The sequence below is a fragment of the Nostoc sp. UCD121 genome, from assembly GCF_014222285.1.
Taxonomy (GTDB): Bacteria; Cyanobacteriota; Cyanobacteriia; order Cyanobacteriales; family Nostocaceae; genus Nostoc.
On record NZ_JACKZS010000136.1, the window covers coordinates 1 to 21,545 of the forward strand.

20 protein-coding genes and 1 pseudogene are annotated in these 21,545 nt (G+C 44.0%); 8 read left to right on the forward strand and 13 right to left on the reverse strand.

Annotated elements, in window-relative coordinates:
- The 12 genes from GNF10_RS24315 to GNF10_RS24370 all read right to left on the reverse strand — a co-directional run.
- Positions 1 to 1,908: DUF3854 domain-containing protein (locus tag GNF10_RS24315; protein WP_185607251.1), on the reverse strand; the 1,908-nt coding region annotated here is incomplete at its 3' end.
- Positions 1,909 to 2,094: 186 nt separating this feature from the next.
- Positions 2,095 to 2,694 carry an alpha-ketoglutarate-dependent dioxygenase AlkB gene (locus tag GNF10_RS24320; RefSeq protein WP_185583070.1) on the reverse strand — a complete coding sequence of 200 codons (600 nt, stop codon included), beginning with the start codon at positions 2,692 to 2,694 and terminating at the stop codon, positions 2,095 to 2,097.
- Positions 2,695 to 2,723: 29 nt separating this feature from the next.
- Positions 2,724 to 3,521, reverse strand: a complete 798-nt coding sequence (locus GNF10_RS24325) for a hypothetical protein (RefSeq protein ID WP_185583072.1) — start codon at positions 3,519 to 3,521, stop codon at positions 2,724 to 2,726.
- A 26-nt stretch (positions 3,522 to 3,547) separates the two neighbouring features.
- Positions 3,548 to 4,006, reverse strand: coding sequence for a DUF1392 domain-containing protein (locus tag GNF10_RS24330; RefSeq protein ID WP_185583074.1), 459 nt, complete (start codon positions 4,004 to 4,006; stop codon positions 3,548 to 3,550).
- The gene (locus GNF10_RS24335) at positions 4,003 to 4,401 is read right to left on the reverse strand and encodes a hypothetical protein (protein WP_185583077.1); all 399 of its coding nucleotides are present in this window, start codon (positions 4,399 to 4,401) and stop codon (positions 4,003 to 4,005) included. The genes GNF10_RS24330 and GNF10_RS24335 overlap by 4 nt, the downstream gene beginning before the upstream one ends.
- A 16-nt stretch (positions 4,402 to 4,417) precedes the next feature.
- The gene (locus GNF10_RS24340; protein ID WP_185583079.1) at positions 4,418 to 4,627 is read right to left on the reverse strand and encodes a hypothetical protein; all 210 of its coding nucleotides are present in this window, start codon (positions 4,625 to 4,627) and stop codon (positions 4,418 to 4,420) included.
- 83 nt (positions 4,628 to 4,710) lie between these two features.
- The gene (locus tag GNF10_RS24345) at positions 4,711 to 5,562 is read right to left on the reverse strand and encodes a hypothetical protein (protein ID WP_185583081.1); all 852 of its coding nucleotides are present in this window, start codon (positions 5,560 to 5,562) and stop codon (positions 4,711 to 4,713) included.
- Between the two features lie 230 nt (positions 5,563 to 5,792).
- The gene (locus tag GNF10_RS38810; protein ID WP_260445983.1) at positions 5,793 to 6,077 is read right to left on the reverse strand and encodes a hypothetical protein; all 285 of its coding nucleotides are present in this window, start codon (positions 6,075 to 6,077) and stop codon (positions 5,793 to 5,795) included.
- Between the two features lie 25 nt (positions 6,078 to 6,102).
- Complete coding sequence (locus GNF10_RS24355) at positions 6,103 to 6,306, reverse strand: hypothetical protein (protein ID WP_185583083.1); 204 nt, start codon at positions 6,304 to 6,306, stop codon at positions 6,103 to 6,105.
- Positions 6,299 to 6,625 carry a hypothetical protein gene (locus GNF10_RS24360; protein ID WP_185583085.1) on the reverse strand — a complete coding sequence of 109 codons (327 nt, stop codon included), beginning with the start codon at positions 6,623 to 6,625 and terminating at the stop codon, positions 6,299 to 6,301. Before GNF10_RS24360 ends, GNF10_RS24355 begins: the two co-directional genes overlap by 8 nt.
- Before the next feature lie 92 nt (positions 6,626 to 6,717).
- Positions 6,718 to 7,608, reverse strand: a complete 891-nt coding sequence (locus GNF10_RS24365) for a hypothetical protein (protein WP_221644666.1) — start codon at positions 7,606 to 7,608, stop codon at positions 6,718 to 6,720.
- 123 nt (positions 7,609 to 7,731) lie between these two features.
- Positions 7,732 to 8,055: a hypothetical protein gene (locus GNF10_RS24370; protein WP_185583087.1), complete on the reverse strand. Its 324-nt coding sequence runs from the start codon at positions 8,053 to 8,055 to the stop codon at positions 7,732 to 7,734.
- Between the two features lie 75 nt (positions 8,056 to 8,130).
- On the opposite strand from GNF10_RS24370, the gene GNF10_RS24375 reads away from it, so the two are divergent.
- The 3 genes from GNF10_RS24375 to GNF10_RS24380 all read left to right on the forward strand — a co-directional run bounded on the left by GNF10_RS24375 (position 8,131) and on the right by GNF10_RS24380 (position 9,310).
- The gene (locus GNF10_RS24375) at positions 8,131 to 8,307 is read left to right on the forward strand and encodes a hypothetical protein (RefSeq protein ID WP_185583089.1); all 177 of its coding nucleotides are present in this window, start codon (positions 8,131 to 8,133) and stop codon (positions 8,305 to 8,307) included.
- Between the two features lie 244 nt (positions 8,308 to 8,551).
- The gene (locus GNF10_RS38815) at positions 8,552 to 8,713 is read left to right on the forward strand and encodes a hypothetical protein (RefSeq protein WP_260446141.1); all 162 of its coding nucleotides are present in this window, start codon (positions 8,552 to 8,554) and stop codon (positions 8,711 to 8,713) included.
- A 33-nt stretch (positions 8,714 to 8,746) separates the two neighbouring features.
- Positions 8,747 to 9,310 carry a hypothetical protein gene (locus GNF10_RS24380; RefSeq protein WP_260446330.1) on the forward strand — a complete coding sequence of 188 codons (564 nt, stop codon included), beginning with the start codon at positions 8,747 to 8,749 and terminating at the stop codon, positions 9,308 to 9,310.
- Between the two features lie 582 nt (positions 9,311 to 9,892).
- On the opposite strand, the pseudogene GNF10_RS24385 reads toward GNF10_RS24380, so the two are convergent.
- Positions 9,893 to 10,081: pseudogene (locus GNF10_RS24385) on the reverse strand (IS701 family transposase); the annotation flags it as partial.
- 1,305 nt (positions 10,082 to 11,386) lie between these two features.
- Between GNF10_RS24385 and GNF10_RS24390 the strand changes: the two are divergent.
- The 5 genes from GNF10_RS24390 (at position 11,387) to GNF10_RS24410 (ending at position 21,493) form a co-directional block, all read left to right on the forward strand.
- Positions 11,387 to 12,649, forward strand: a complete 1,263-nt coding sequence (locus GNF10_RS24390) for a calcium-binding protein (RefSeq protein WP_185587239.1) — start codon at positions 11,387 to 11,389, stop codon at positions 12,647 to 12,649.
- A 592-nt stretch (positions 12,650 to 13,241) separates the two neighbouring features.
- Entirely contained in the window at positions 13,242 to 15,314 is a 2,073-nt protein-coding gene (locus GNF10_RS24395) for a glycosyltransferase (protein WP_185587236.1), read from the forward strand.
- Between the two features lie 33 nt (positions 15,315 to 15,347).
- Positions 15,348 to 18,530 (forward strand): pentapeptide repeat-containing protein, encoded by a 3,183-nt coding sequence (locus GNF10_RS38820; RefSeq protein WP_185587234.1) that lies wholly within the window; start codon positions 15,348 to 15,350, stop codon positions 18,528 to 18,530.
- Between the two features lie 166 nt (positions 18,531 to 18,696).
- Positions 18,697 to 21,153, forward strand: coding sequence for a pentapeptide repeat-containing protein (locus tag GNF10_RS24405; protein ID WP_185587232.1), 2,457 nt, complete (start codon positions 18,697 to 18,699; stop codon positions 21,151 to 21,153).
- A gap of 91 nt (positions 21,154 to 21,244) precedes the next feature.
- Complete coding sequence (locus tag GNF10_RS24410) at positions 21,245 to 21,493, forward strand: calcium-binding protein (protein ID WP_185587230.1); 249 nt, start codon at positions 21,245 to 21,247, stop codon at positions 21,491 to 21,493.
- Positions 21,494 to 21,545 lie beyond the last annotated feature (52 nt).

Below are 21,545 nucleotides of genomic sequence, written 5' to 3' on the forward strand. Positions count from 1 at the left end.
TTGTATAATTTCTTTCCCCTCTGCACCTCTGCACCTCTGCCCCTCTGCATCATTTAGCGCTCGTTCCAACTTTTTGATGAAGCGCTTGCTATCACTGACCATCATCAGTTTTTTACCCAGCATCAACTGAGCGTGGAACTCGGCAACGATTGCACTACTGTTTTTACCTTCGTACCAATAAACCTGACGACCACCAGAGCGATATTCATTTTTGATGATGTAGGGTTTTTCACCAGCCGGACGCATTCTCATAAAAAACTCAATGGTCAAATCATCCAAGTGAGCATCAGCTAAAACAACCAGCTTGGCATTGTAAACCAGATACTCCAGCACTTCCAGAATAGCCCCCCGGTGTTCTTTGCAAGTTTTGGACTTGAGCAGATGGGCGAGATACTGGCAGGCTTCATCAATAAATAAGATGTCGTAAGCCTGTAAATCGTTCGCCATCTTATACAATGAGTCTACAGTGATACTCAGTGCTTTGGCTTTAGCCCAGTCCCCGCAAGATATGGCAGAGTACATTGCTGTTTGCAAGCGATCGCTGAGATTTTTCAGCAAAGTAACCCGATGCCCGTTGTTCAAAAAGCTCAAGTCTGGGTTATCTCTTCTAATCATTGCCAAGATTTCAGTCTTGCCAGTACCCATGTCGGAAGCCAAACCAACTAACCCCGACTGAGGCAGAGAGCGGATAACTGTGGAAAGATAGCGAGTATTGACTATCACATCGGGTTTAAATTTGCGAAGCCCCCTGGCGCGATTCACGAAAAATCTTTGGTTTAACTCGCTGACTCTTAAGGCATCAGCAATCATCGTGCTGACTGCTTTTTCAGCTTTTTTCCCCAAAGCCACAACCCAATCGTCAATTCCTTTTTCTGGCCCAGGCAAAACTGCTACTTCACATTGGCAGGCAAGTTGGAGAATGACTTGACAGGTGCGGCGAGTAGCACTAAAAACTTGCTGTTTGGTTTTGGGTTTGGTTTCGTAGTCGAAAAGGATAACGAATTTGCGACCCTTTTGAGCCATTGGGACTAAATCAGGGTGCAGGTATTCCAAGTCTTCCTTGCCGACTCGACCGTTCCAGATTCCAGGGAGTGCGATCGCTACATACCCTAAAGTCAGAAGACAACCGGCTTTTTTCTCTCCCTCGGTAAGGCATACAGGGATTTCAGGGTGAGCCATGACCCAAGCCCAGAAACCCAGTGCTTCACCATCCGAGGTAACAGTGATATGTTCTGGCATCGGCACGTCATACCGCAGGGCTATCAACTTCCAGATGTGTAGGGGGACTCTCAGATATGTGACACGGTTGGGAGTTTTTGGGGGTGACTCGTATTTAACTGGCTTTTGAGTTTGTTCTTTGGTGTCCTTGTCCCATTCGAGCCGAGGATAATCTGGTTTCATCCGTCCCCAGTCCATCGGTAGCCAGTCATTGAGAGGGTCAAGTCCACTAACCCACCATGCACCGGACTCTGCATGGGCATATCTTTTCAAGTAGCCATCGCGCAGTCGCCCATCGTTGCGTCGAGCGGTTTGGGGCAGGGCGTATAAAAGGTACTCGTAGACTAGAGAACCACTTAAAGAGCAGACATTTAGGGCAGTGAGTTTAGGGTCAACGGCAGAATTGACTACCCATTCATGCCAGTGGTTTGGAGCTAATTCACTGTTCTGATTCTGATGTGTATCAATTGTGTAGCTTAAATGATCAGTATCATTTTGGTTCGAGGAGTCACGTAAATTTAGATAATGCTTTGGTAATTCATAGTGAGAATTGATGAAGTGATTTTTAGGTACAGTTTTGAAATCAGTTTGTTTTTTGAAAACTCCTTTTGAGGTTGGTTCAGAAGTATTGGGTGTTTTAGGTAAGCCATAATTAGGATCTAATAACCGACGACGTTTTGCTTCTCCCATGATCTGACTCCTTTTTGATGAAATAAGGTAGTACAAAAGAACTAGCAAGTTGTGATTGTAGATGACTTAGAAAAAATCAATTGCACGAAAAATTGATGCTGTCAGCCAGTGAATCTGATATAGAATCAGGGTTGACAGCTTTTTTGAAGTGCTATTGTTTCTCTGCTCAGATTGAAAAAATCAGAATTATCTGCTTCCGCCTGTGTGTGGTCGGAATGTGAGATTAATTCGCGTGCTAACGACTTTGTTGGTCTTGGGAACCTGATGCAGATGTGCAGACTGGCAACCAGGGTGCATTACAAGCAAGCTCCCGTGTTCCAGCCAGAAATCTGTTGGTTTGCCATTTCTCGGTTTAATTTGAAACTTGCGAACACAGCCGAGACTTACAGAAGCGATCACAGGGTTAGATCCCATTGATGGTTCATTGTCAGCGTGCCAACCAATCGAATCCTGTCCACTGCGGTACTGATTGCCGATGACAATGCGGAATTTGTAGCTTGTAAGTGCGGTTATCCTATCTCGTAACTTAGACAGAGCATCTGTCCAAGTCAGGGGTTTTAAAAATACGCTGTTGGAGTAGAGGTAATCACATCCGGCATCACCATAAATACATTCAAGGCGAGGGACAGGCATTGTTTTACCCGCGATCCTGATTTGATTTTGCTGCCACTCCAGTTTTAAGCAGTGTTGGTAGAGTTCGTTTGCAAGTTCTTGACCTAAGAAATCGGGATAATAAGTGATGGGTAAAACTGGGGTTGATTCAGTAAATAAGTTGAGTTGTTGCATGGTAGTTCTCTCAAATTTTGAAACTGCTATTAGTTGTGTTCGGCTTTAAAAACCTCAACCAAAATACTTTCTGGATACAAACCAACTTTTCCAAAACGTGGGTCATGAATACGTTCTATTTCTATTCCCTGTTTTCGGCACAAGGCACTTGCTTTTCTACCTTTAGCACCTGCTTCTTTTACAGATATTTCTAAACCTTGAAGATTAGCGAAACCAACAACACTATATTTATGTCCGCATGGAGTGTTTACCCTGTCCTGTTCAACTTCAACCGCTTTGAGACGGTGTTGTAGTTGTTGATTGAGATTTTGTTGGGCAAGAATAGCTTGCTCTAGTTCGCGCTGACGGCAGTCTTGCTCAAAAAGTTGTTGGGCAATTGCAACTAGATTCTGTGCATTTTGAAGAATGATTTCTATTGGCGATTGTGGCTGTTGAACAGTTGGCGGTTTCACCCATCCTAAAATGTCTTGAATCCATGCTCTAACGCCAATGGTATTAAATGCTTTGCAAACTAATCTGGCTTGTTTAGTACAGTATCGCCCTGCTTCGTGAGCGTAGTAGTCTAAGATAATAGCGATCGCAATATCGGGGATACCGTTGGTTTTCCATTCTCGGAGTTCCGCAGGATGAAAACCATGCTCTGCAAGGATTATAGCTAATCTTGAAGGCTTCAGTTCCGCACTATCTAAAGAGCTACGAATTGCTTTTTCATCAACTCCAGCCAGTCTTGCTGCTGCCCGAACACTGGCTTTACCCTGACCATTAGCGTTGACCTGAATCTCTTGTTTTATTTGTTCGATGATTTCGACGATTTCAATTTGTGACATAACTTTAGTTGTGTGATTAAAGAGAATTAAACATTTACCCGCACTAAACTTTTTTCACCAACTAGTGAAAAGCGATTCGATATAGTTGGTGTCTTAATTAACGTTGGTGACATCAATTCAACAAGGTAAAACCAAGATTTATGCACCAGTGCAATCCCCAAAATCAGCCGTTGTTTTGTTCCTTTGTCGTGAGAACAGAGGATTACTCTTTCACCCAAAACAAAAGCAGGTTTTTGCACCTTGATGGCTTCTAACTCTCCAGTCCCGATGATTTGGTTCTGTGTCGCGTGGAGTATTTCTTTACCGCAATCAATTGAATAAATCCAACATTCGTGTTTCCATTGCATACCGCAGCAGTAACCAAATGTTCTTGTTGTGCGGAGAAAAACTCTCTCCAGTAAATTAACTGCAACAGGCGGAATTGTTTGTCCCCAAGGTGGGGAAAGATACCAACTTGTTTGAAGTGCATTAATATGGTCAATCATGCTTGTTTCCCTAATAAGTAATTAATGGCTTCGGAGTCAATAGAGGCAATACGCTTTTTTAGATGTTGTGGCGGGTTATCAAAAAACTGTTTTAAATGCCATCGACGAACTTGATAACGCTTAGAAGAACGTCGGCTAGTTTTCAACCAACCACGTCTGACCCAACCAGAAACGGTGGTGGAATGCACACACAGAACACGAGCGATTTCAGCACTGCTATAGTTATCGAGGAAGGGGCTTGTAGAATAACCTAAAGCCCAAAGCTTAGTAGCGATAGCAATTGGAGTGCGAAAATAGCCATGTCTTTTTAAGATTGAGGCTATCTGTTTAGGGGTATAAAGTTCAGCTTTAGCTTCAATGATTCCGAGTTCTTCATCAGTCCATTTGGGATTCATTTATTACCTCCAATGTTTATGCAGACTTAGGAGAAGAATTTTCTTGAACAATCTGAGCGTTGATAGATTCAAATTCCACTTGAAAGATGTTCATATCTGTGGACATTTCCCCAGTGTTATAGCGGTCTACGATGTGCTGTTTGATTGCGGATTGATTCAGCCCATCAGGGATATCGATGTGTGCTTCACTGATGATTTTTTCAACGACTGTAACGATGACTTTCATGGTTAATTCCTCTGATGTTGAGAATTGAGGAGCCAGGAGTCAGAAATCAGAATAATTCTGAATCCTGAATTCTGGCTTCTGATTTACACTGCTCCAGCTTTTGCAGTTTGCAACTGTTGCATCCATGCGTTGATTGCCGTTAACTCATCTGCACCGCTAGCAACAGCATCAACAACTTGGTTTTGATACAAAGATTCGGCATGATTGGGATGGTCAGACTTGTCTGCTGCCCAAGCCAAACACATTGTTTTTACCAGTTCATTAATCTTGCTAATGTGAAGTAGACTTGGGCGGTCAACATCCTGAAATTGCAACCACTCTCTGACCAAATCAAGGGGATAATCAAGCAAGGTGCGAATATTTTTAATTCGTAGGTCTTGATGATGTACTGGTTGAGGAACTACGCTAAGTTTTGGTGGATTTATTGGGATTTCTGCTACAGATGGAATAGTTAATGATGTGCCACCTAAGCGAGATTGAATGTCATTAATGAGAGTTACCCAATCAGCATTTTTATTCCATTCTCTTTCAATTCTGGTTTTAGTTGCAGCATCGTAAAGATTGCAGAAAACCGTATTTTGTTCACCAGCATTAGCAGCAATAATCAGTGGCTTAGAAAAATCCTGTACTAATGATGCAGCCAAGAGAAAGCTTTTGGTGAAGTTTGTTTCAACACCACTTCTGATGACATAAACTTCATCAGCACTCACTACAATGTCCAGCTTGAGATTATCCTTTCCTTTGAACTCTTTAGTTGTAAATCGCAGTTCAGACAGATAACCAGTTAATGCTCTTTGGGAAACAGGGATGGTTTTCTCCCTGTCAATATCGTAGTGATACCACAGATAAGATTCTCCACCTAACTCAGCGTTTTTGACATAGAGATAAATCGGTTCGGGAGGGTTGCATAAACCTAGTTTTATTTCAGTAACCATGTTCACCTCGGTTAAAGTTTCATTGATTAGTGTTCTGTGTGCAATAATGGGAATTTTGTAGCGGGAGAAAAACTTCCGTGCGTTCACCTAAAGTAATGACATTCCTTTAGGTGAACGCTTTTTTTCTAATTAGAAGGTTCTCGATTCCCCTCTAATTCCCATTCCAAATAAGTCAGTGCAGTTTGAGCATCGGCAATGTTTAAATCAGGTTGATATCCCAACTCCAGTAGTTATTTGTAGTCTGGGTGCGTAGCAATTTCAAATATCAGAGTTTGGGCTTGATCAACTAAGTAGTGCAGATTTGGGTTAAACATTTCTATGCCGAGCCTGGAACATAAATCTTCTGCTTTAACCCCGAAAGTCCCTGGTTCAATCTCGGTTTCTAACTTTTCAAGCAGAGATTGGAAATTTGGGTGTTCATCATTAATTTCAATCTCAAATAAATCTGCACTCTTTGTAACGACAGTTGCCCAATTGGGTAAAGTCTGTGCAATGGTTTTCGTGTAAAGTTTCATGATTGTGTCCTCTGGGATTAATAACCTAAAAATCCTCGGCAATCTCTAACAAAAAACCGCGTCCCGTGTTTTGTACTTGCACCAGTTCTTTATCCAGCAGAGTTTGAATGACTGAATCAGAGAATTGGAACTGAAGACGGTGCAGAGGTACACAACCCCCGCAAAGCCGAATCGAACGCAGCAAATGATTTGCTCTACGGTCAAAGCTGTTGTCAACCGTTTTAAGCATTTGTGAAACCTCCAGTTACTACGGCTAACTGTTGTTGCAAGATAGATATTTGACGCTGATAGAATTCAATTTCTGCGGTAATTTGCGTGAACAATTCCTGTGGAGATAGCGGTTGGATTTGATTTTCTTGCAAGTACGATATCTCGTCAAAATTCTTGTTAGGCATTAATACATAACGCCATCCATCATCAAATTGTTCAGCCAATTCTGTACCAGATGGGTAGTAGTAAAGTCCTAGAATCGTGCCTTGTTCTGTACGCTGTTCCAAACCAAAGCGAGGGTAGCCCCAGTGTTGAGGGATTGATATTGTAGGTTGCATTGATTTAATGGGGATTGGTGAATAAGCCAGTAGTTGATGAGCGATCGCTTGACTGTTACAACCAAGAGCAATCGCTCTCGTCTGTGCGAGAATTACGCTGCTACTAACTCCCGACTTTCTGAAACTGGTGCATACTCCCGTAACATTTCCCAGTCAAGAACAGTCAGCATCTCAAATGGACGGTCTAGCAATTCTTCACAGTCAGCCGCTTCTGCATGGGGTACGGTGTCCACCATCGACAATGAGCGCACAGCATCAAGCACCGAGTTAGAATACTGCTGCTGGACTGAATAACGCCTCTTCACCCACCAGTTCCCGTTAGTGCATCCGACTTGCCCCAGTTTCACGCCCTTGTTGTTGTAAATGCCATCATCGAGAATTTCAAAGCCGTAATTCTGGCACTCGTTGAAGATATGCGCCATGATTTGGTTTTCGGTAGAAGAGGAAACTTGCGGGGCAGAGGCGCAGAGGGGCAGAGGAGAAAGTTGTTGTAAGTTTTTCCCCTCTGCACCCCTGCTCCCCTGCACCTCTGCTTTTTCCTGCACAGGTAATGAGCCGTCTTTATAGTGAGTGCAGATGAAGCGATCGCAACGCATTAGAGTATTGGCACGAAATATTTCTTTATCGTTTACCGTGACTACCCAGCGTTGCGTTAAGTGGTTATCGTCATGGCTGATGCTGGCTACCAGTTTGTCATCAGCGTAATATTCGTGATGGTCAAACGAGATTTCGACTATTGTGAGGGGTTCGGGAGCTACGGCTTGGGCTTGGTCAGCGATGAAGTGGTCAAGTTCGGCTTGGGCGAGAGCTTGGTTGTCAACTTTCTGAAGCTGGGTGGATTGGTGGGTGATGATTGCGTTTATCCAGGTTTGAGCCGCTCTTTTGTCCCCAGTGGGTGTTACGCCACGTTCGGCGGCGATTCTTTTGAGGCGGGGGAGGGTGTAACGAGAGAGGGCTTGCTGAGTGTATTTGGGATAAGTCATAATTGATATTCCTGCCTCTACAGGGGTTAGGTTTTCACAAAGGGCGATCGCTTCGTTGTCCAGACGGGGGCGGTCGTCTTTTGTTATTCCTATTCTATCAACTCGGAGTAGACAAAACAACTGTTAGGCGACATTTTTTTGTAAAATAGCCAAAAGTTCAGATGGATCAATGTATACAGCCGGAAATAGCTGCTTAAAATCGGCATCAAGAGCATTGCAGATAGCCACGATTAAATCAGTTGAGACGGCCTCAGCTTTGCCTACCTCCAGCTTATGAATATACTGGTAAGTGCAAGTTACACCATTATTGTTAACTTTGTCGGCAAGGGTTCGCATGGGAATCTCACCACGTAAAGATTGTAAGCGTTTCCCCAGTTCAGAACTCCATTTTAGTCTGTCAACGGAATCGAGAGAAATCATCAGTTTACTTTTATCATTCTTACTCACATTGTAATCTCCCAGTTGACATAAAATAGCTTGGTGACTACTACGAGTTTAAAGTTTCATCAAAGCTGGAAGAATATGAACCCACAAACTTTACAGACAGCGATAAACGGTGCAACGGATGCCTACGCCGGACTGCACCAAGCCATATATAAACTGCGACACTGTTCAGTTAACGAAGCAAAGCAACTGCTGGTGCGTAAAAATGCTGTGTTGGCGACGGCTATAGCTCGACAAATACATCTGGGGTTTTAACGCGGTAGGTAAGCTTATACCGCTTTGCTTGTGATGGACATTTCATACACGGGAATGTAGAACCAATGCCAAAGCCGACAAAGCAAAAAGGATGACTACCGCAGATGCAAATATATATGTAAACAAGTTAAGGAAAAACCCCAACCTCAGTAAAAGGTTTGGGGAATTAATATCAATTTAATTACATCTCTATCATGGCACAACTCGATATTCGTTCAAGTACTGTTCAGTTAGGGGTGGAATAATGGCTAAACCACCCTCGAACCGTAACAAAGCCACTTCTGTCGCAAAGAGTGATTCCAAACCACCCGCTAACTCTGCAAATAAGGATATCTCCCTTCAAGAAAACCCAGGTTCCGCAACGATTACGGTTATGGCTGTTGAAGTTCCAGAGCTAACCGAGTAGGAAATTAGCGATCGCTTACTCCTGGAGAGGAAAGTGGAACGGGCGTTTTTTGAGGCAGGCAAGGCATTGGCTCAGTTGCGCGATCGCAGGTTATACAGATCCACTCATCGCACATTTGAGGAGTATTGTCGTGATAGATTTGGATACACCCATCGCCGAGTCAATTATCTAATAGCTGGTTCTGTAGTATTTGACAACATAGTGGCGGGAACAAATTGTTCCCAAAATGAGGAAGTGGATGAAACTCGACTTAACCCCTCACGAATCCTGCCGACTAACGAAGGACAAGTGCGCCCTCTCGCACCCCTAGAACCCCAGCAGCAGGTTAAAGTTTGGCAACGGGCAGTACAGGAGGCTGGTGGTAAAGTTCCCAGTGCCAGGATCGTCACTGATGTGGTGCAAAAAATAATGGAGAGAACCCAAGTACCCAATACCTACCAAATCGGCGAAGTGTGCCAAATCTTAGTCAAAGATAATCCTGATTTGCGAGGCAAGGGTGGCTGTTGGTGCATAGTGGTGGCTGTCCATGACTTCAGTTGCACTGTAAGGCTTTGGGATGGTGAACTGACAGTTGGATTAAAGTATCATCAAGCTTGAGGGGAGACAAAATACCTTGAAATAGATATATGGCAATCGCTTGATCAGTTTCTCTATCAGTTGCCATCAGAAGAATGTTTGCACGGGTTATGCTTCTTGCTTTGTGCTTACCTTTTTTAATTATCGATTGCAGTTGAGAAACTTCATCTTCATTCAAGTCAACAATATACTTTTTCGCCATGTTACACCCCGTTTTTGACTATTTTACCAATTAGAGGTTTTACTTATAATTCAAAAGTTGCGTCCTTGGCTCTACCTAAATATTTGTGGGCTACTTGACGAAACTCTTCAAGTCTGGCATTTTTCATGTTGGCAGGTGAGTAATAGTAGTTCTTTTCTCACCTTCTGCTAAAAGGGGGACTGTATTCAATCAGACACCCCTTTTTTCTTGAACATGACCCATTTAGTCTAAACTCCAGAAAAATAAGTCAAAAATACCTATAAAAAAATCATGGAGAGATTGAGAGAGCTAATTTCGGTAAACAACAGTAAAATCTAGATATTAGCATCTATCTAGAGATACATATAGTAATGTGCTATTTGGAAATGAGCTTGAGCAGAAATAGAAATTTCCTAAAAAACTATTATCTTGAATAAATCTTTCGGTTCGTATCTCTCTCTCAATAAAAACCGATTTACACTATCATGTGAAACGTCTCCCAATATCTCTGCCAACCTGCTGCACCCCCCAAACTTTGGCTCTGACAGCAAAAATAAGGTGTAGAGGTCTAGATTGCATTGCCCTGTGGATGGTTTAGTAATTTCTCTAATTGTCTGATACCTGTCAAGTAACGACCCTTATTTATGAATCCACTATTTTGTTATTTTGTCAATGCGTAAGTCCTACAAGCATTAAAAATGAAATCAAAAAAGGTTAGCCTTCGACTACGCTCAGGCTAACTACTGACCACTAACAAAAACTCCATCCCTTTGCGGTCACACTTCGACTATGTTCAGCGACCTCAGGGTACCGTGATCGATTTACACCTGTCGGACTACTCAGTGCATCGCATAGCTCAGTGACCGCTGAGTTTACCGAAGTATGGATGGAGTTTTTTATTTTGCTCAAGCTCATTTCTGCTTTACAGGAAATTTAAATTTTATAATTCAAATAAATATTTAAATATTTATTATGAGGAAATAAACATCAATAATCGGAAATAATTTTGAGGGAAAAATTGCATTTAAGATATTGACAAATGAACTGTGTGCGTAAGATAATACTACTTGTGTGTTCCTCAATGAATTTTCTTAAGAAAATAATTTTTTTTAAAGAAACGACTTTTATCGGTAACTTTGGCTAGCTAAAATTAGTAAAAAATATGTAAATGGCTTTTTAATAGCAAATCACCATTTATCATATTTTTACAAATACTTAATTAATAGTTAACTAGGATTAAGTATAAACCAAAAGTTGCTTCAATGCAGCAACTACATTGATAATACGATCTCAATAAATTGGCAATAGCAGCAGAAATAGGCGATCGCGTCTTGAGAGTTTTCCCCATCAGGAATTGCCGTAGGGTTAACCTGACCCAAGTGACTGGTGTGAGTTCTTGGCGTTAGCCTTTAATGTTACTGTTTGCCTAGTAGGTCTTCCTTAAGCGAGGTAAATGCAATCTTCGAGTTAATAAAACTTACATCTATATGACAGATGGCATATAAAGAGGTGCGATCATACCTCTTCATATGGTTACATACTACTGATATAACATCAATTAGCTTAGATTTAAGAGCGGTGTCTGACGACAAGTTGCGCTGCATCTGTCTAAGTTCATCTTTGCAATGCTCAATTAGCTAAATTACGCAACGATCCCCATATTAATTTACGAATGACGTTTCAAAAAAGTTGATTTGCAAATGTTTACTCATCAAGAGATTGGAAGTATGTCTAAATACCTGCTGCAACATCGTCTCACCATGCCTTTATTACCCCCTCTTCTAACTTTGGGAGAGGGGAAGAATAAAGTGGTGAGAGAGTGACAACAACCAATTAGCCAGACTTGTATCGTGCATCCAGCACGTTTAAGTTAGCTAGCAAAACACTCACTAATTAAATTATCAGGATCTTAAATTATGGCAATCAAAAACGGAACAGAACTGCCCGATACCCTTACAGGAAGCGCGAATGCTGATACCCTACGCGGCAATGGTGGTGATGACATTCTCAATGCTTTAGGTGGTAATGACCTCCTTCGAGGTGGCAATGATAAAGACGAGCTGTATGGTGGAGGCGGTGCCGACAGACTATTTGGGGATGCAGGCGAGGACTCACTGTATGGTGAAGCCGGCAATGACACCCTAATTGGCGGGACGAGTATTGAAGATGTCAACGATGGCAAAGACTTCCTCGATGGTGGCGCTGGTGCTGACTGGGTCTATGGTGGTTTTGAGGATACTGCACAGGGCGGTGCTGGTAATGACACCGTAATTGGTGGCTTCGCTAATGATGTGCTGTACGGCGATGACACAGAAGGTACAATTGCGGGGGGTGCTGACTACATCGATGGCGCAGAGGGCAATGATACTCTCTATGGTGAAGCTGACAGCTTGGCTTCGGGTGGGGCTGATACCATCTTGGGTGGTGAAGGCGATGACACCCTCTTCGGCTATGCCGATGGTGACTCCCTGTTAGGTGGAGACGGTGTTGACTACCTTGATGGCGGCGACGGCGATGACGTTCTCGATGGTGGCGCAGGTACTAGTACCCTCTTAGGTGGTGCTGGCTTAGAAACCATCAGAGGTGGCGTTGACGGTGACTTCATCGATGGTGGTGAGGGTGCTGACAACCTTAATGGTCTTGGTGGTAATGACACCATCTACGGTGACTTTGATGCCGAAGAAAGCCTTGCTGGCAATGATGTCCTCAATGGCGGTGGTGGTGATGATTTCCTCGATGGTGGCGCTGGCGTTGACCGCGTTATTGGTGCGGCTGGCATCGACCTGATTTTTGGTGGCGAAGATGCGGAAACCCAAACCGCACGTGACACCTTAACTGGCGGGACTGACACTGACTTCTTCCAATTGCTATTCACAGACTTTGTACCAGAGCCAATCCAGCCTGGGGAGCCAATTATATCTCCTCCTGCTGGCGACTGGATTACTGACTTCCAGGATGGTACTGACTTTTTCTTGCTTGAGGGTCTTGAATTTGAGCAGTTGTCGTTCCAGCGCATCAATCTCAGTGTTGGTGGTGTTGCTACAGCTAGTACCCGGATCTACGTTACTCCTGAAGCTGGCATTCCTATTTCTCAAGCTGAAACCCTAGCTGTTGTGCAAGGGGTACTTCCTGGGCGGTTCGACACATTAGATTTTGTTACTGATGCCCCTGTGGTTTAAGAAATGGGTAACTAGGCGGTGGACTTGGGTACCAGCCAAGTAACACACACCTGATAGTTACCCCAACCATGAAGAGTAGCTACATCTACATAACTTGTTAAGCCACTCTTCCAATGTAAGTCTCAATTATAGTCTTTTGATTTCCTTCTAGTACTTCAAAGTCATTGAGAAGTATGTAGATAGTAGAAATACACGTAGGTTGGGTATTTGCGCACCAAAATCCGGATATGGTGGGCAATGCCACCCTACACTCTACTGCCACATTAATTTTGATGGACTGCGAGATGCCCGACTTCTTTAAGGTGAATTCTAGTAATAAATTTACCGTAGCCGTTGGTTTCGACTTACCTCGGCTCCGCTCGGCACAAGTCACTCAACCAACTGAGCAGTCGAGAGTTGAGCGTTCGCGTAGCGTCTCGCAGAGAAGTCGAAACTCGTCAATGGAGGTATTTTTTAATCAGAAATCACCAAGAAGTCAGGGATCTACAAACCAGCCAAGTTTATTTGCTTGTCAGATTCTCGATTTCTGCAACAAGTCGAGAATCTGCTTACCCAGGTTAGGGAAAGGCATGAGACCAGTAATTAAAAAGCCATGCGAATTTTATTTTTGCACCCCAATTTCCCAGCCCAATTTCGTCATGTAGCTGCTGCTTTAGCTAAGGACAAGCAAAATCAAGTTTTCTTTGGTACGACTCGTAAAGAAGGTAGCTTACCCGGTGTTAATAGAGTCGTCTATGCCCCAAAACGAGAAGCTAGACCAGAAACTCACCATTACGTGAGAACTTTGGAAAATGCTGTCCTTCAAGGTCAAGGTGTGTATCGGTTAGCAGAACAACTGAAAGCACGGGGATTTGTCCCGGATGTCGTTTATGGTCATTCGGGTTGGGGCCCGACTTTATTTATTAAAGATATTTTTCCGCAAGCCAAGTTACTGTGTTATTTTGAGTGGTTTTACCATGCTCATGGTACTGACGCAGACTTTGATCCCAGTGATCGCCTGAGCGCGGATGATGAAGCTAGAATTCGGATGAAAAATGCGCCGATTTTGCAGGATCTATATAGTTGCGATCGCGGTCTTTCTCCTACCTACTGGCAGCGTCAGCAATTTCCTTTAGAGTATCACAATAAAATTGCTGTACTTCATGACGGAGTTGATACTAGCTTCTTTTGCCCCAAACCAGGAGCAAAATTAGTTCTTCCCAGCATCAATCTTGACCTTTCTCAAGTTGATGAAATTGTCACATATGCTACTAGAGGTATGGAGCCTTATCGCGGATTTCCCCAGTTCATTGAGGCGATGGCTTTACTCCAGCAACAACGCCCGAATTGTCATGTGGTAATTGTCGGAGAAAACCGCGTCGCTTATGGGAAGAAACTACCCGATGGCAAAACCTATAAGGAGGTGATGCTAGAAAAATACGATCTCGACCTCAACCGCGTTCATTTTGCAGGTTGGTTACCTTACACAGAATATCTGCAAGTTCTGCAAGCTTCTTCGGCGCACATTTATTTAACCCGTCCCTTTGTTTTATCCTGGTCGTTAATGGAATCCCTAGCTACGGGTTGTTTGGTAGTAGGTTCGAGAACTGCGCCTGTGATGGAAGTCATTCAAGATGGGGTGAATGGCTTGTTAGCAGATTTCTTTTCACCCCAGGAAATATGCGATCGCATTCAAGAAGCCTTGAATCATCCAGATAAAATGGCTCAGATCAGGGCAAAAGCTAGGCAAACAATTCTCGAACGCTATGATTTAGCCCAATTATTACCCCAACATCTGCAATGGATACAGCAAGAAGATAGCAAACTAATTTCCCCTTGGGAGGGAACGAAGTTAGAGTCAATAGCCCCTGTAGAGCATAAGGGATTTGGCGGCAGGCAGAAAAAAGTTGATAAGTCATCAGCCACACTCTTACAAGTTCATAATCAGATGTTGACAACTCAAGAAATTATTCCCCTCTTGAGTCGATACCAACTGCTGCCAAAGCTTCAGCAAGAAATGATAATTGATGAAGCGATGTCTACGACGGGCTTTGCCTACGCATCTTTTACCTGCTCAAGCGAAGAACAAGCCAGATGTTACCAGGAGTTTTGTCAACAAAATCAGTTGTTATCAGAAGTGGAACGCCAAACTTGGTTACAGCAGCAGAATATTAGCGAAACACAATTTTTAGATTTAGCAACCCGCAACCTGAGAATCGAGAAGTTTAAAAAAGCCACTTGGGGGAGCAAGTTAGAGTCTCATTTTCGCCAATTGAAACCGCAACTTGACCAAGTTGTTTATTCTCTGATTCGCATCCGCGATGGTGCTGCTGCTCAAGAACTTTATTTTCGGCTGCTAGAAGGTGAACAATCCTTTGCCGAAGTCGCCAAGCAATATTCCCAAGGTTCCGAGGCTCAAACTGGCGGATTGATTGGGCCAGTAGCATTGAGTACACCCCATCCCCAACTAGCCTGCATCCTGGCTCTTAGCCAACCCGGTCAACTGTCGCCCCCAACCAATATTGGCGATTGGTGGTTAATTGTGCGGTTAGAAAAGTTTATACCTGCCCAGCTTGACGAACCGATGCGGCAACGGTTGCTTAACCAACTTTTTTCTACTTGGTTAAAAGAGCAACTACAACCAACTGCTCAAGCACAACCTATAGCAGTTAAACATTCAGCTTGAATCCCTGTTTCTTTAAACCCTTAGGTGCGTAATATGTCAGCTTTAAACTTTAGCGAACAATTACTGACAGGAAACGACTTTAGCGGTCAAAACCTCAATGGTTCTACATTTTTCAAAGCCACTCTTACCAATGTTTTATTTACCAATACGGCATTGAGAGGTACTAACTTTGAAGAAGCAAAACTATATAACGTTGATGCTCGTAATGCCATCTTTGCCCCGAATAGCAACTTTGGCCCAGCTAATCTTTATAAGGCGACATTAGAAAATGTCAATCTTAATGGTGCAGACCTGACTGGGGCTAATCTCTCATTAATCAACACCAAATTTATCAAACTGGCAAACGCCAATTTAACTAATGCCAATTTGCGAGAAGCAAATCTCAGTGGTGAACAATCGGAGCGACCAAACCTAAGAGGTGCAAACTTTACTGGTGCTGATTTATATAAAGCGAAGCTCAAAGCTGCTGACTTGACGGGTGCGAATCTAAGCAATGCCAAGTTAGAAGAAACTGATTTTGAAGCAACTCTTTTACTCAATGTTGATGCAACCGGTGCTGATTTCCGACTGGCAAAACTCACAGATTTGACACTGCGAAATTCGATTTTTGACTTAGCTAATTTCAGTAATGTTTTTCTGAGTGATGCTCCTCTCGAACCAGGACAGACTGCTAATGTTAGATTTCGTGGCGCTAACTTAACTAACTTTACTGTAGATGATGCTATTTTATCGGGTTCTGATTTTAGTGCCTATGTAGCTGCTAATGGCGCTGTTACAGTCACAGACCTGACTGGGGCTAAATTAATTGTTACCGATTTTACTGGCTCAAATTTCAGTAGTGCCAGGATGGTGGGTACTGATCTATCTAAAAGCAACTTCACCAATGCCAATTTTACAGGGGCTAACATGAGTGGGGTGCTGACAACTGATGCGATCGCCATTGGTGCAAATTTCACTGATGCCAATCTGAGTAACGCTAATTTGTCTAAAGGCAACTTTACAAATGCTAGCTTTGTGGGTGCAAATCTTACAGGGGCGATCGCAGTTGATGCCATTGGTCTGTATGTTGGTGATGCAGGGAACAACACCCTCAACGGCACCAGCGGTAACGATAACCTGTTTGGCAATGGTGGTAATGACACCCTCAACGGTGGTGGAGGTAATGATTATCTCGATGGCGGTGCGGGTGCTGACCGGATGGTTGGTGCTGCTGGAAATGACACCTATGTAGTCAATAGCGCCAGCGATACTGTAATTGAAAATGCCAATGCAGGCATAGATACTGTCCGTTCTAGCCTTGCTAGCTATACCTTAGCCACCAACGTCGAATACCTGACCCTAATTGCCACTGCCCAAAACGGGACTGGTAACGCACTTAACAATATTATTACTGGTAACACTGGCAACAATATCCTCAACGGTGCGGCCGGCAACGATACCCTGATTGGTGGCATAGGCAACGACACTTATGTAATCGATAGCACAGGGGATATTATGACAGAAAACGCCAATGAAGGTGTAGATACTGTCCAGTCTAGTCTGCTTGACTATACCTTAGGCAGTAACTTAGAAAACCTGACCTTGATTGGTACAGCCCAAAGCGGCACTGGTAATGAAGTTGCCAACGTCATCACAGGCAACACTGGCAACAATACCCTTAACGGTGCGGCTGGTAACGATACCGTGATTGGTGGTGCAGGCGACGATCTACTCAACGGTGGTGAGGGGGATGACTCCTTAAGTGGTGGCACAGGCAACGACACATACACAGTTGATAGTTTAGGGGATGCGATCGCAGAAATCGCTAATGAAGGTATAGATACTGTCCAATCTAGCCTGAACTATATCTTAGGCAGCAACTTAGAAAACCTGGTTTTGATTGGTACAGTTCAAAACGGTACTGGCAATGAACTTGCCAACATCATTACTGGTAACGCAGCTAACAATAGCCTCAATGGTGCGGCTGGCAATGATACTCTCAATGGCGATGCTGGTGATGACACCCTGGATGGTGGCGCTGGTGATGACTCCTTAATTGGTGGCACAGGCAACGATACCTACATAGTTGATAGTTTAGGGGATGCCATTACAGAAAACGCTGATGAAGGTATTGATACTGTCCAATCTAGTCTGGACTACACCTTAGGCAGCAACTTAGAAAACTTGACCTTGATTGGCACAGCCCTCAACGCCACTGGCAATGAACTTGCCAACATCATTACAGGTAACGAAGCTAACAATATCCTCAACGGGGCTAACGGCAACGATATCCTCAATGGTGGTGCTGGTGCTGACACAGTTGATGGTGGACTAGGCGATGATTCCCTGATTGGTGGTATTGGTGATGACTCCCTGATTGGTGGCGAAGGCAATGACACAATCGATGGTGGTATTGGAGCCGATATTCTCAATGGTGGTATTGGTGATGACTCCCTGATTGGTGGCGGTGGTGCTGACACAGTTGACGGGGGTACAGGCAATGACGCAATGAGTGGCGGTGCGGCTAATGATACATACATAGTCGATAGTTTAGGGGATGCGATCGCAGAAAACTCAGGCGAAGGCACAGATACAGTTCAATCCAGTGTGGACTATATCTTAGGCGATCACCTGGAAAACCTGATCTTAATAGACCCAGCCATCATCGGTACTGGTAACGAACTTGCCAACACCATCACAGGCAACGGAGCTAATAATATCCTCAATGGTGGTGATGGTAATGATACCCTCAGTGGTCTTGCTGGTGCTGACACCGTGGATGGTGGTATTGGTAATGACTTTTTAATTGGTGGTAATGGAAATGACTGGCTTTCTGGCGGTGAAGGTGATGATTTTCTGAATGGTGGAGCTGGCAATGATACCCTGATTGGCGGTGATGGTAATAATACTTTCGTCGGTGGTCTTGGTAACGATACTCTCACAGGCGGTGCAGGCATTGATACGATTCGCTATGCCAGTGGAGATGGACAAGACCGGGTGAACGGATTTGTTAGTGGATTGGGAGGCGATTTTCTTTCCTTCAGTGGTATTACTGCCATTGATGTGTTTACAAATGCAGGTGGTAATACGGTATTTCGAGTCAGCGATGGAATCGCAGCTAACGCCGGGTTCAACCAAGGTGATTTGTTGCTGACTTTGGTAGGCACCGCCTTTACTCAGGCAAATGTCAACACCAACATTATTGACTCGCCTGGCACAACTTTTTTCTTCAGTTAATGAGTGAGCGAATTCAACTTGATGGGTGAATGAGTTCGGAGTTAGGACTTTAATCCTGAAATATTTTCAGCCTGAAAGTCCTAGCGAAAAACACGTAACGAAGTGAATTGCATCTACAGTTTTTTGACTAATTGAGAACTTACATATTTTTTAGAGGGATTGAATCATGCCAGCTTTAAACTTTGAAGGACAAAACTTAGTAGGAAATAGCTTCCGAGGTCAAAATCTCAACGGTTCTAATTTTTTCAAAACCAGACTCGAAAACGTTCGGTTCGATCCCAACAATGTGGGTACTCGTACACAACTCAGAGGCACTAACTTTGGTGAATCTGTTTGGCTAAATGTCAATGCCTCAGGTGCTATCTTCGCGCCGAATGCTAACTTCATCCCTGCTAATTTGTCCTTAGCAACATTAGAGAATGTCAATTTTAGTGGCGCGGATTTGAGACAGGCTAATCTGTCACTAATCAATACACAAAATATCAACTTTTCCAACGCCAATCTGACTGATGCCATTCTGCGAGAAGCTAATATCAATGGCGAACAATCCGATCGACCCAACTTCACAGGGGCAAACTTGACCCGCGCTGATTTGTTTAAGGCCAATCTCAAAGCTGCTGACTTTACAGGTGCGACTTTAGTCGATGCTAGTTTCCTAGATGCAAACATCGAAAATGTCGTCTTTGTCAATATCAACGCCAGGGGCGCTGATTTTCAACTGGCAAATTTCACAGATGCCACCCTACAAAACGCTATCTTTGACTTAGCTAATTTGAGTGGCGTTTCTTTAACTGATAGCAACCCTCTCGATCCCACAACTGCCACTAATGTCAGCTTTCGTGGAGCAAATTTGAGTGGTTTGCTAGCAGAAGACCTCGATTTTAGCGGCTCTAACTTTAGTCCCTTTGTTGCTGCTAATGGTACTGTTACAGTGACAAACCTAACTGGCGCAAGATTTGGTGGTGGTAATTTGGATGGTGCAAACTTCACGCAAGCTAACGCAGAAGGTTTGTCTATCAGCGGCTCTGCCAAGAACACGAATTTCACCAATGCCAACTTGAGGAACGCTGACTTCTCGAAAGGCGATTTCTCAAGTGCTAATTTCATTGGAGCCGACCTGACCGGTGCGATCGCAACTGATGCCATTGGTCTCTACATTGGAGATGCAGGCGACAATACCCTCAACAGCAGCGGCGACACCAGCCCAAACGATAACCTTTTCGGTAATGAAGGCAATGACACCCTCAGTGGTGGTGGCGGTAATGATTATCTTGACGGCGGTGTGGGTACTGACCGGATGAGTGGTAGCGGTGGCAATGATATTTACGTCTACACATCTGGCGATACCATCATCGAAAACGCCAACGCAGGTATTGATACCGTCCGCGCTAATGCTAACTATACTTTAGGCAACAACCTGGAAAACCTCATCCTGGTTGGCAATGTCCTCAACGGCACAGGTAACGCCCTAGCTAACAGCATCACTGGTAACAATGCGAACAACAATTTTACCGGGGCTGAGGGCAACGATACCCTAAGTGGCGGTGCTGGCAATGATACCGTAAGTGGTGGCATAGGTAATGATAGCTTGGTAGGTGGTTTGGGTAACGACACCTATATAGTTGATAGTACAGAGGATATCATCACAGAAAATCCTAACGAAGGTACGGATACGGTTCAGTCTAGTGCTGCTACTTATACCCTAAATAGCAACGTAGAAAACCTGACCCTAATTGGTACTGCCGAAAGCGGCACAGGTAACGAACTGAACAACACTATTACAGGTAACGATGTTAACAATATCCTGAATGGTGCAGGCGGCAACGATATTCTGAGTGGTGGTGCTGGGGATGATGCCCTCGATGGCGGCGCAGGCGTTGATTCCCTGATTGGTGGTTTGGGCAACGACACCTATATCGTTGATAGCGCCGGAAATAGCATTACAGAAAACCTTGGAGAAGGTACAGATATTGTTCAATCTAGCCTTGACTACACTTTAGGAGCTAATTTAGAAAACTTGGTACTGGGCGGCATAGCCTTAAATGGTACAGGCAATGAACTTGCTAACAGCATTACGGGCAACGAGAGCAATAACAACCTCAATGGTGGCCTGGGCAACGATATACTCTTGGGCAATGCAGGGCTTGATACGCTACTGGGTGCAGGCGGCAGTGATAGCCTCGATGGCGGCGAGGACGATGATAACCTTAACGGTGGAATCGGTGCGGATACGCTCATAGGTGGGGCAGGTATTGATATTCTCACGGGTGCTGATGGCATTGATATTTTGATTGGTGGTACTGACAATGATATCCTCACTGGCGGTTTAGGTAGCGATACCATTCGCTATGCCTTGGGTGATGGTTCAGACCGAGTTAATGGATTCACTACAGGAGCAGGAGGGGACTTCCTTTCCTTTAGCGGGATTGCAACGATAGATGTACGCATAGTTACTACTACTGCGGGTACTAATACCCAAATAAGGTTAGGTGATGGCATTGCTGGCAACGCAGGATTTGGTACAGGGGAACTATTACTCAACCTAGTTGGTACAAATTTTACCCAAGCGGATATCAGCACCAACATTACTGACTCAGCCGACACCAGCTTCCTATTCTCTTAACTTTTTCATGGGCAGAGTGAAAAGCTCGGCTAGCATCTCACGAAAACTAAATCTTCGACAAAGACATTCATACAATCAAGTAAAGTAAATTATGGCAATTAGAAATGGCACACCGGGGCCTGATACCCTGAATGGAACTGCTAATGCTGACACGCTGCGCGGCTTTGAAAGTGATGACATCCTTAATGGCTTAGGCGCGAATGACCTGATCCTCGGTGGAGATGGCTCCGATCAACTGTTTGGTGCAAGTGGTAACGATCGCTTATTTGGAGATGCAGACGGTGATACCCTTGACGGCGGCGCAGGTGCTGATACCAGGGCAAACGCATCTAAATATTGATGAGGATAGATAAAAGTAGAAAGCACCAGAAGCTAGACCCCATAGTACTTTT

What these genes read in the sequence shown, in the direction of transcription:
- GNF10_RS24320 (WP_185583070.1), bottom strand. Translation starts at nt 2,694, where the DNA reads ATGCAACAACTCAACTTATTTACTGAATCAACCCCAGTTTTACCCATC.
- GNF10_RS24325 (WP_185583072.1), bottom strand. Translation starts at nt 3,521, where the DNA reads ATGTCACAAATTGAAATCGTCGAAATCATCGAACAAATAAAACAAGAG.
- GNF10_RS24330 (WP_185583074.1), bottom strand. Translation starts at nt 4,006, where the DNA reads ATGATTGACCATATTAATGCACTTCAAACAAGTTGGTATCTTTCCCCA.
- GNF10_RS24335 (WP_185583077.1), bottom strand. Translation starts at nt 4,401, where the DNA reads ATGAATCCCAAATGGACTGATGAAGAACTCGGAATCATTGAAGCTAAA.
- GNF10_RS24340 (WP_185583079.1), bottom strand. Translation starts at nt 4,627, where the DNA reads ATGAAAGTCATCGTTACAGTCGTTGAAAAAATCATCAGTGAAGCACAC.
- GNF10_RS24345 (WP_185583081.1), bottom strand. Translation starts at nt 5,562, where the DNA reads ATGGTTACTGAAATAAAACTAGGTTTATGCAACCCTCCCGAACCGATT.
- GNF10_RS38810 (WP_260445983.1), bottom strand. Translation starts at nt 6,077, where the DNA reads ATGAAACTTTACACGAAAACCATTGCACAGACTTTACCCAATTGGGCA.
- GNF10_RS24355 (WP_185583083.1), bottom strand. Translation starts at nt 6,306, where the DNA reads ATGCTTAAAACGGTTGACAACAGCTTTGACCGTAGAGCAAATCATTTG.
- GNF10_RS24360 (WP_185583085.1), bottom strand. Translation starts at nt 6,625, where the DNA reads ATGCAACCTACAATATCAATCCCTCAACACTGGGGCTACCCTCGCTTT.
- GNF10_RS24365 (WP_221644666.1), bottom strand. Translation starts at nt 7,608, where the DNA reads ATGACTTATCCCAAATACACTCAGCAAGCCCTCTCTCGTTACACCCTC.
- GNF10_RS24375 (WP_185583089.1), top strand. Translation starts at nt 8,131, where the DNA reads ATGAACCCACAAACTTTACAGACAGCGATAAACGGTGCAACGGATGCC.
- GNF10_RS38815 (WP_260446141.1), top strand. Translation starts at nt 8,552, where the DNA reads ATGGCTAAACCACCCTCGAACCGTAACAAAGCCACTTCTGTCGCAAAG.
- GNF10_RS24390 (WP_185587239.1), top strand. Translation starts at nt 11,387, where the DNA reads ATGGCAATCAAAAACGGAACAGAACTGCCCGATACCCTTACAGGAAGC.
- GNF10_RS24395 (WP_185587236.1), top strand. Translation starts at nt 13,242, where the DNA reads ATGCGAATTTTATTTTTGCACCCCAATTTCCCAGCCCAATTTCGTCAT.
- GNF10_RS38820 (WP_185587234.1), top strand. Translation starts at nt 15,348, where the DNA reads ATGTCAGCTTTAAACTTTAGCGAACAATTACTGACAGGAAACGACTTT.
- GNF10_RS24405 (WP_185587232.1), top strand. Translation starts at nt 18,697, where the DNA reads ATGCCAGCTTTAAACTTTGAAGGACAAAACTTAGTAGGAAATAGCTTC.
- GNF10_RS24410 (WP_185587230.1), top strand. Translation starts at nt 21,245, where the DNA reads ATGGCAATTAGAAATGGCACACCGGGGCCTGATACCCTGAATGGAACT.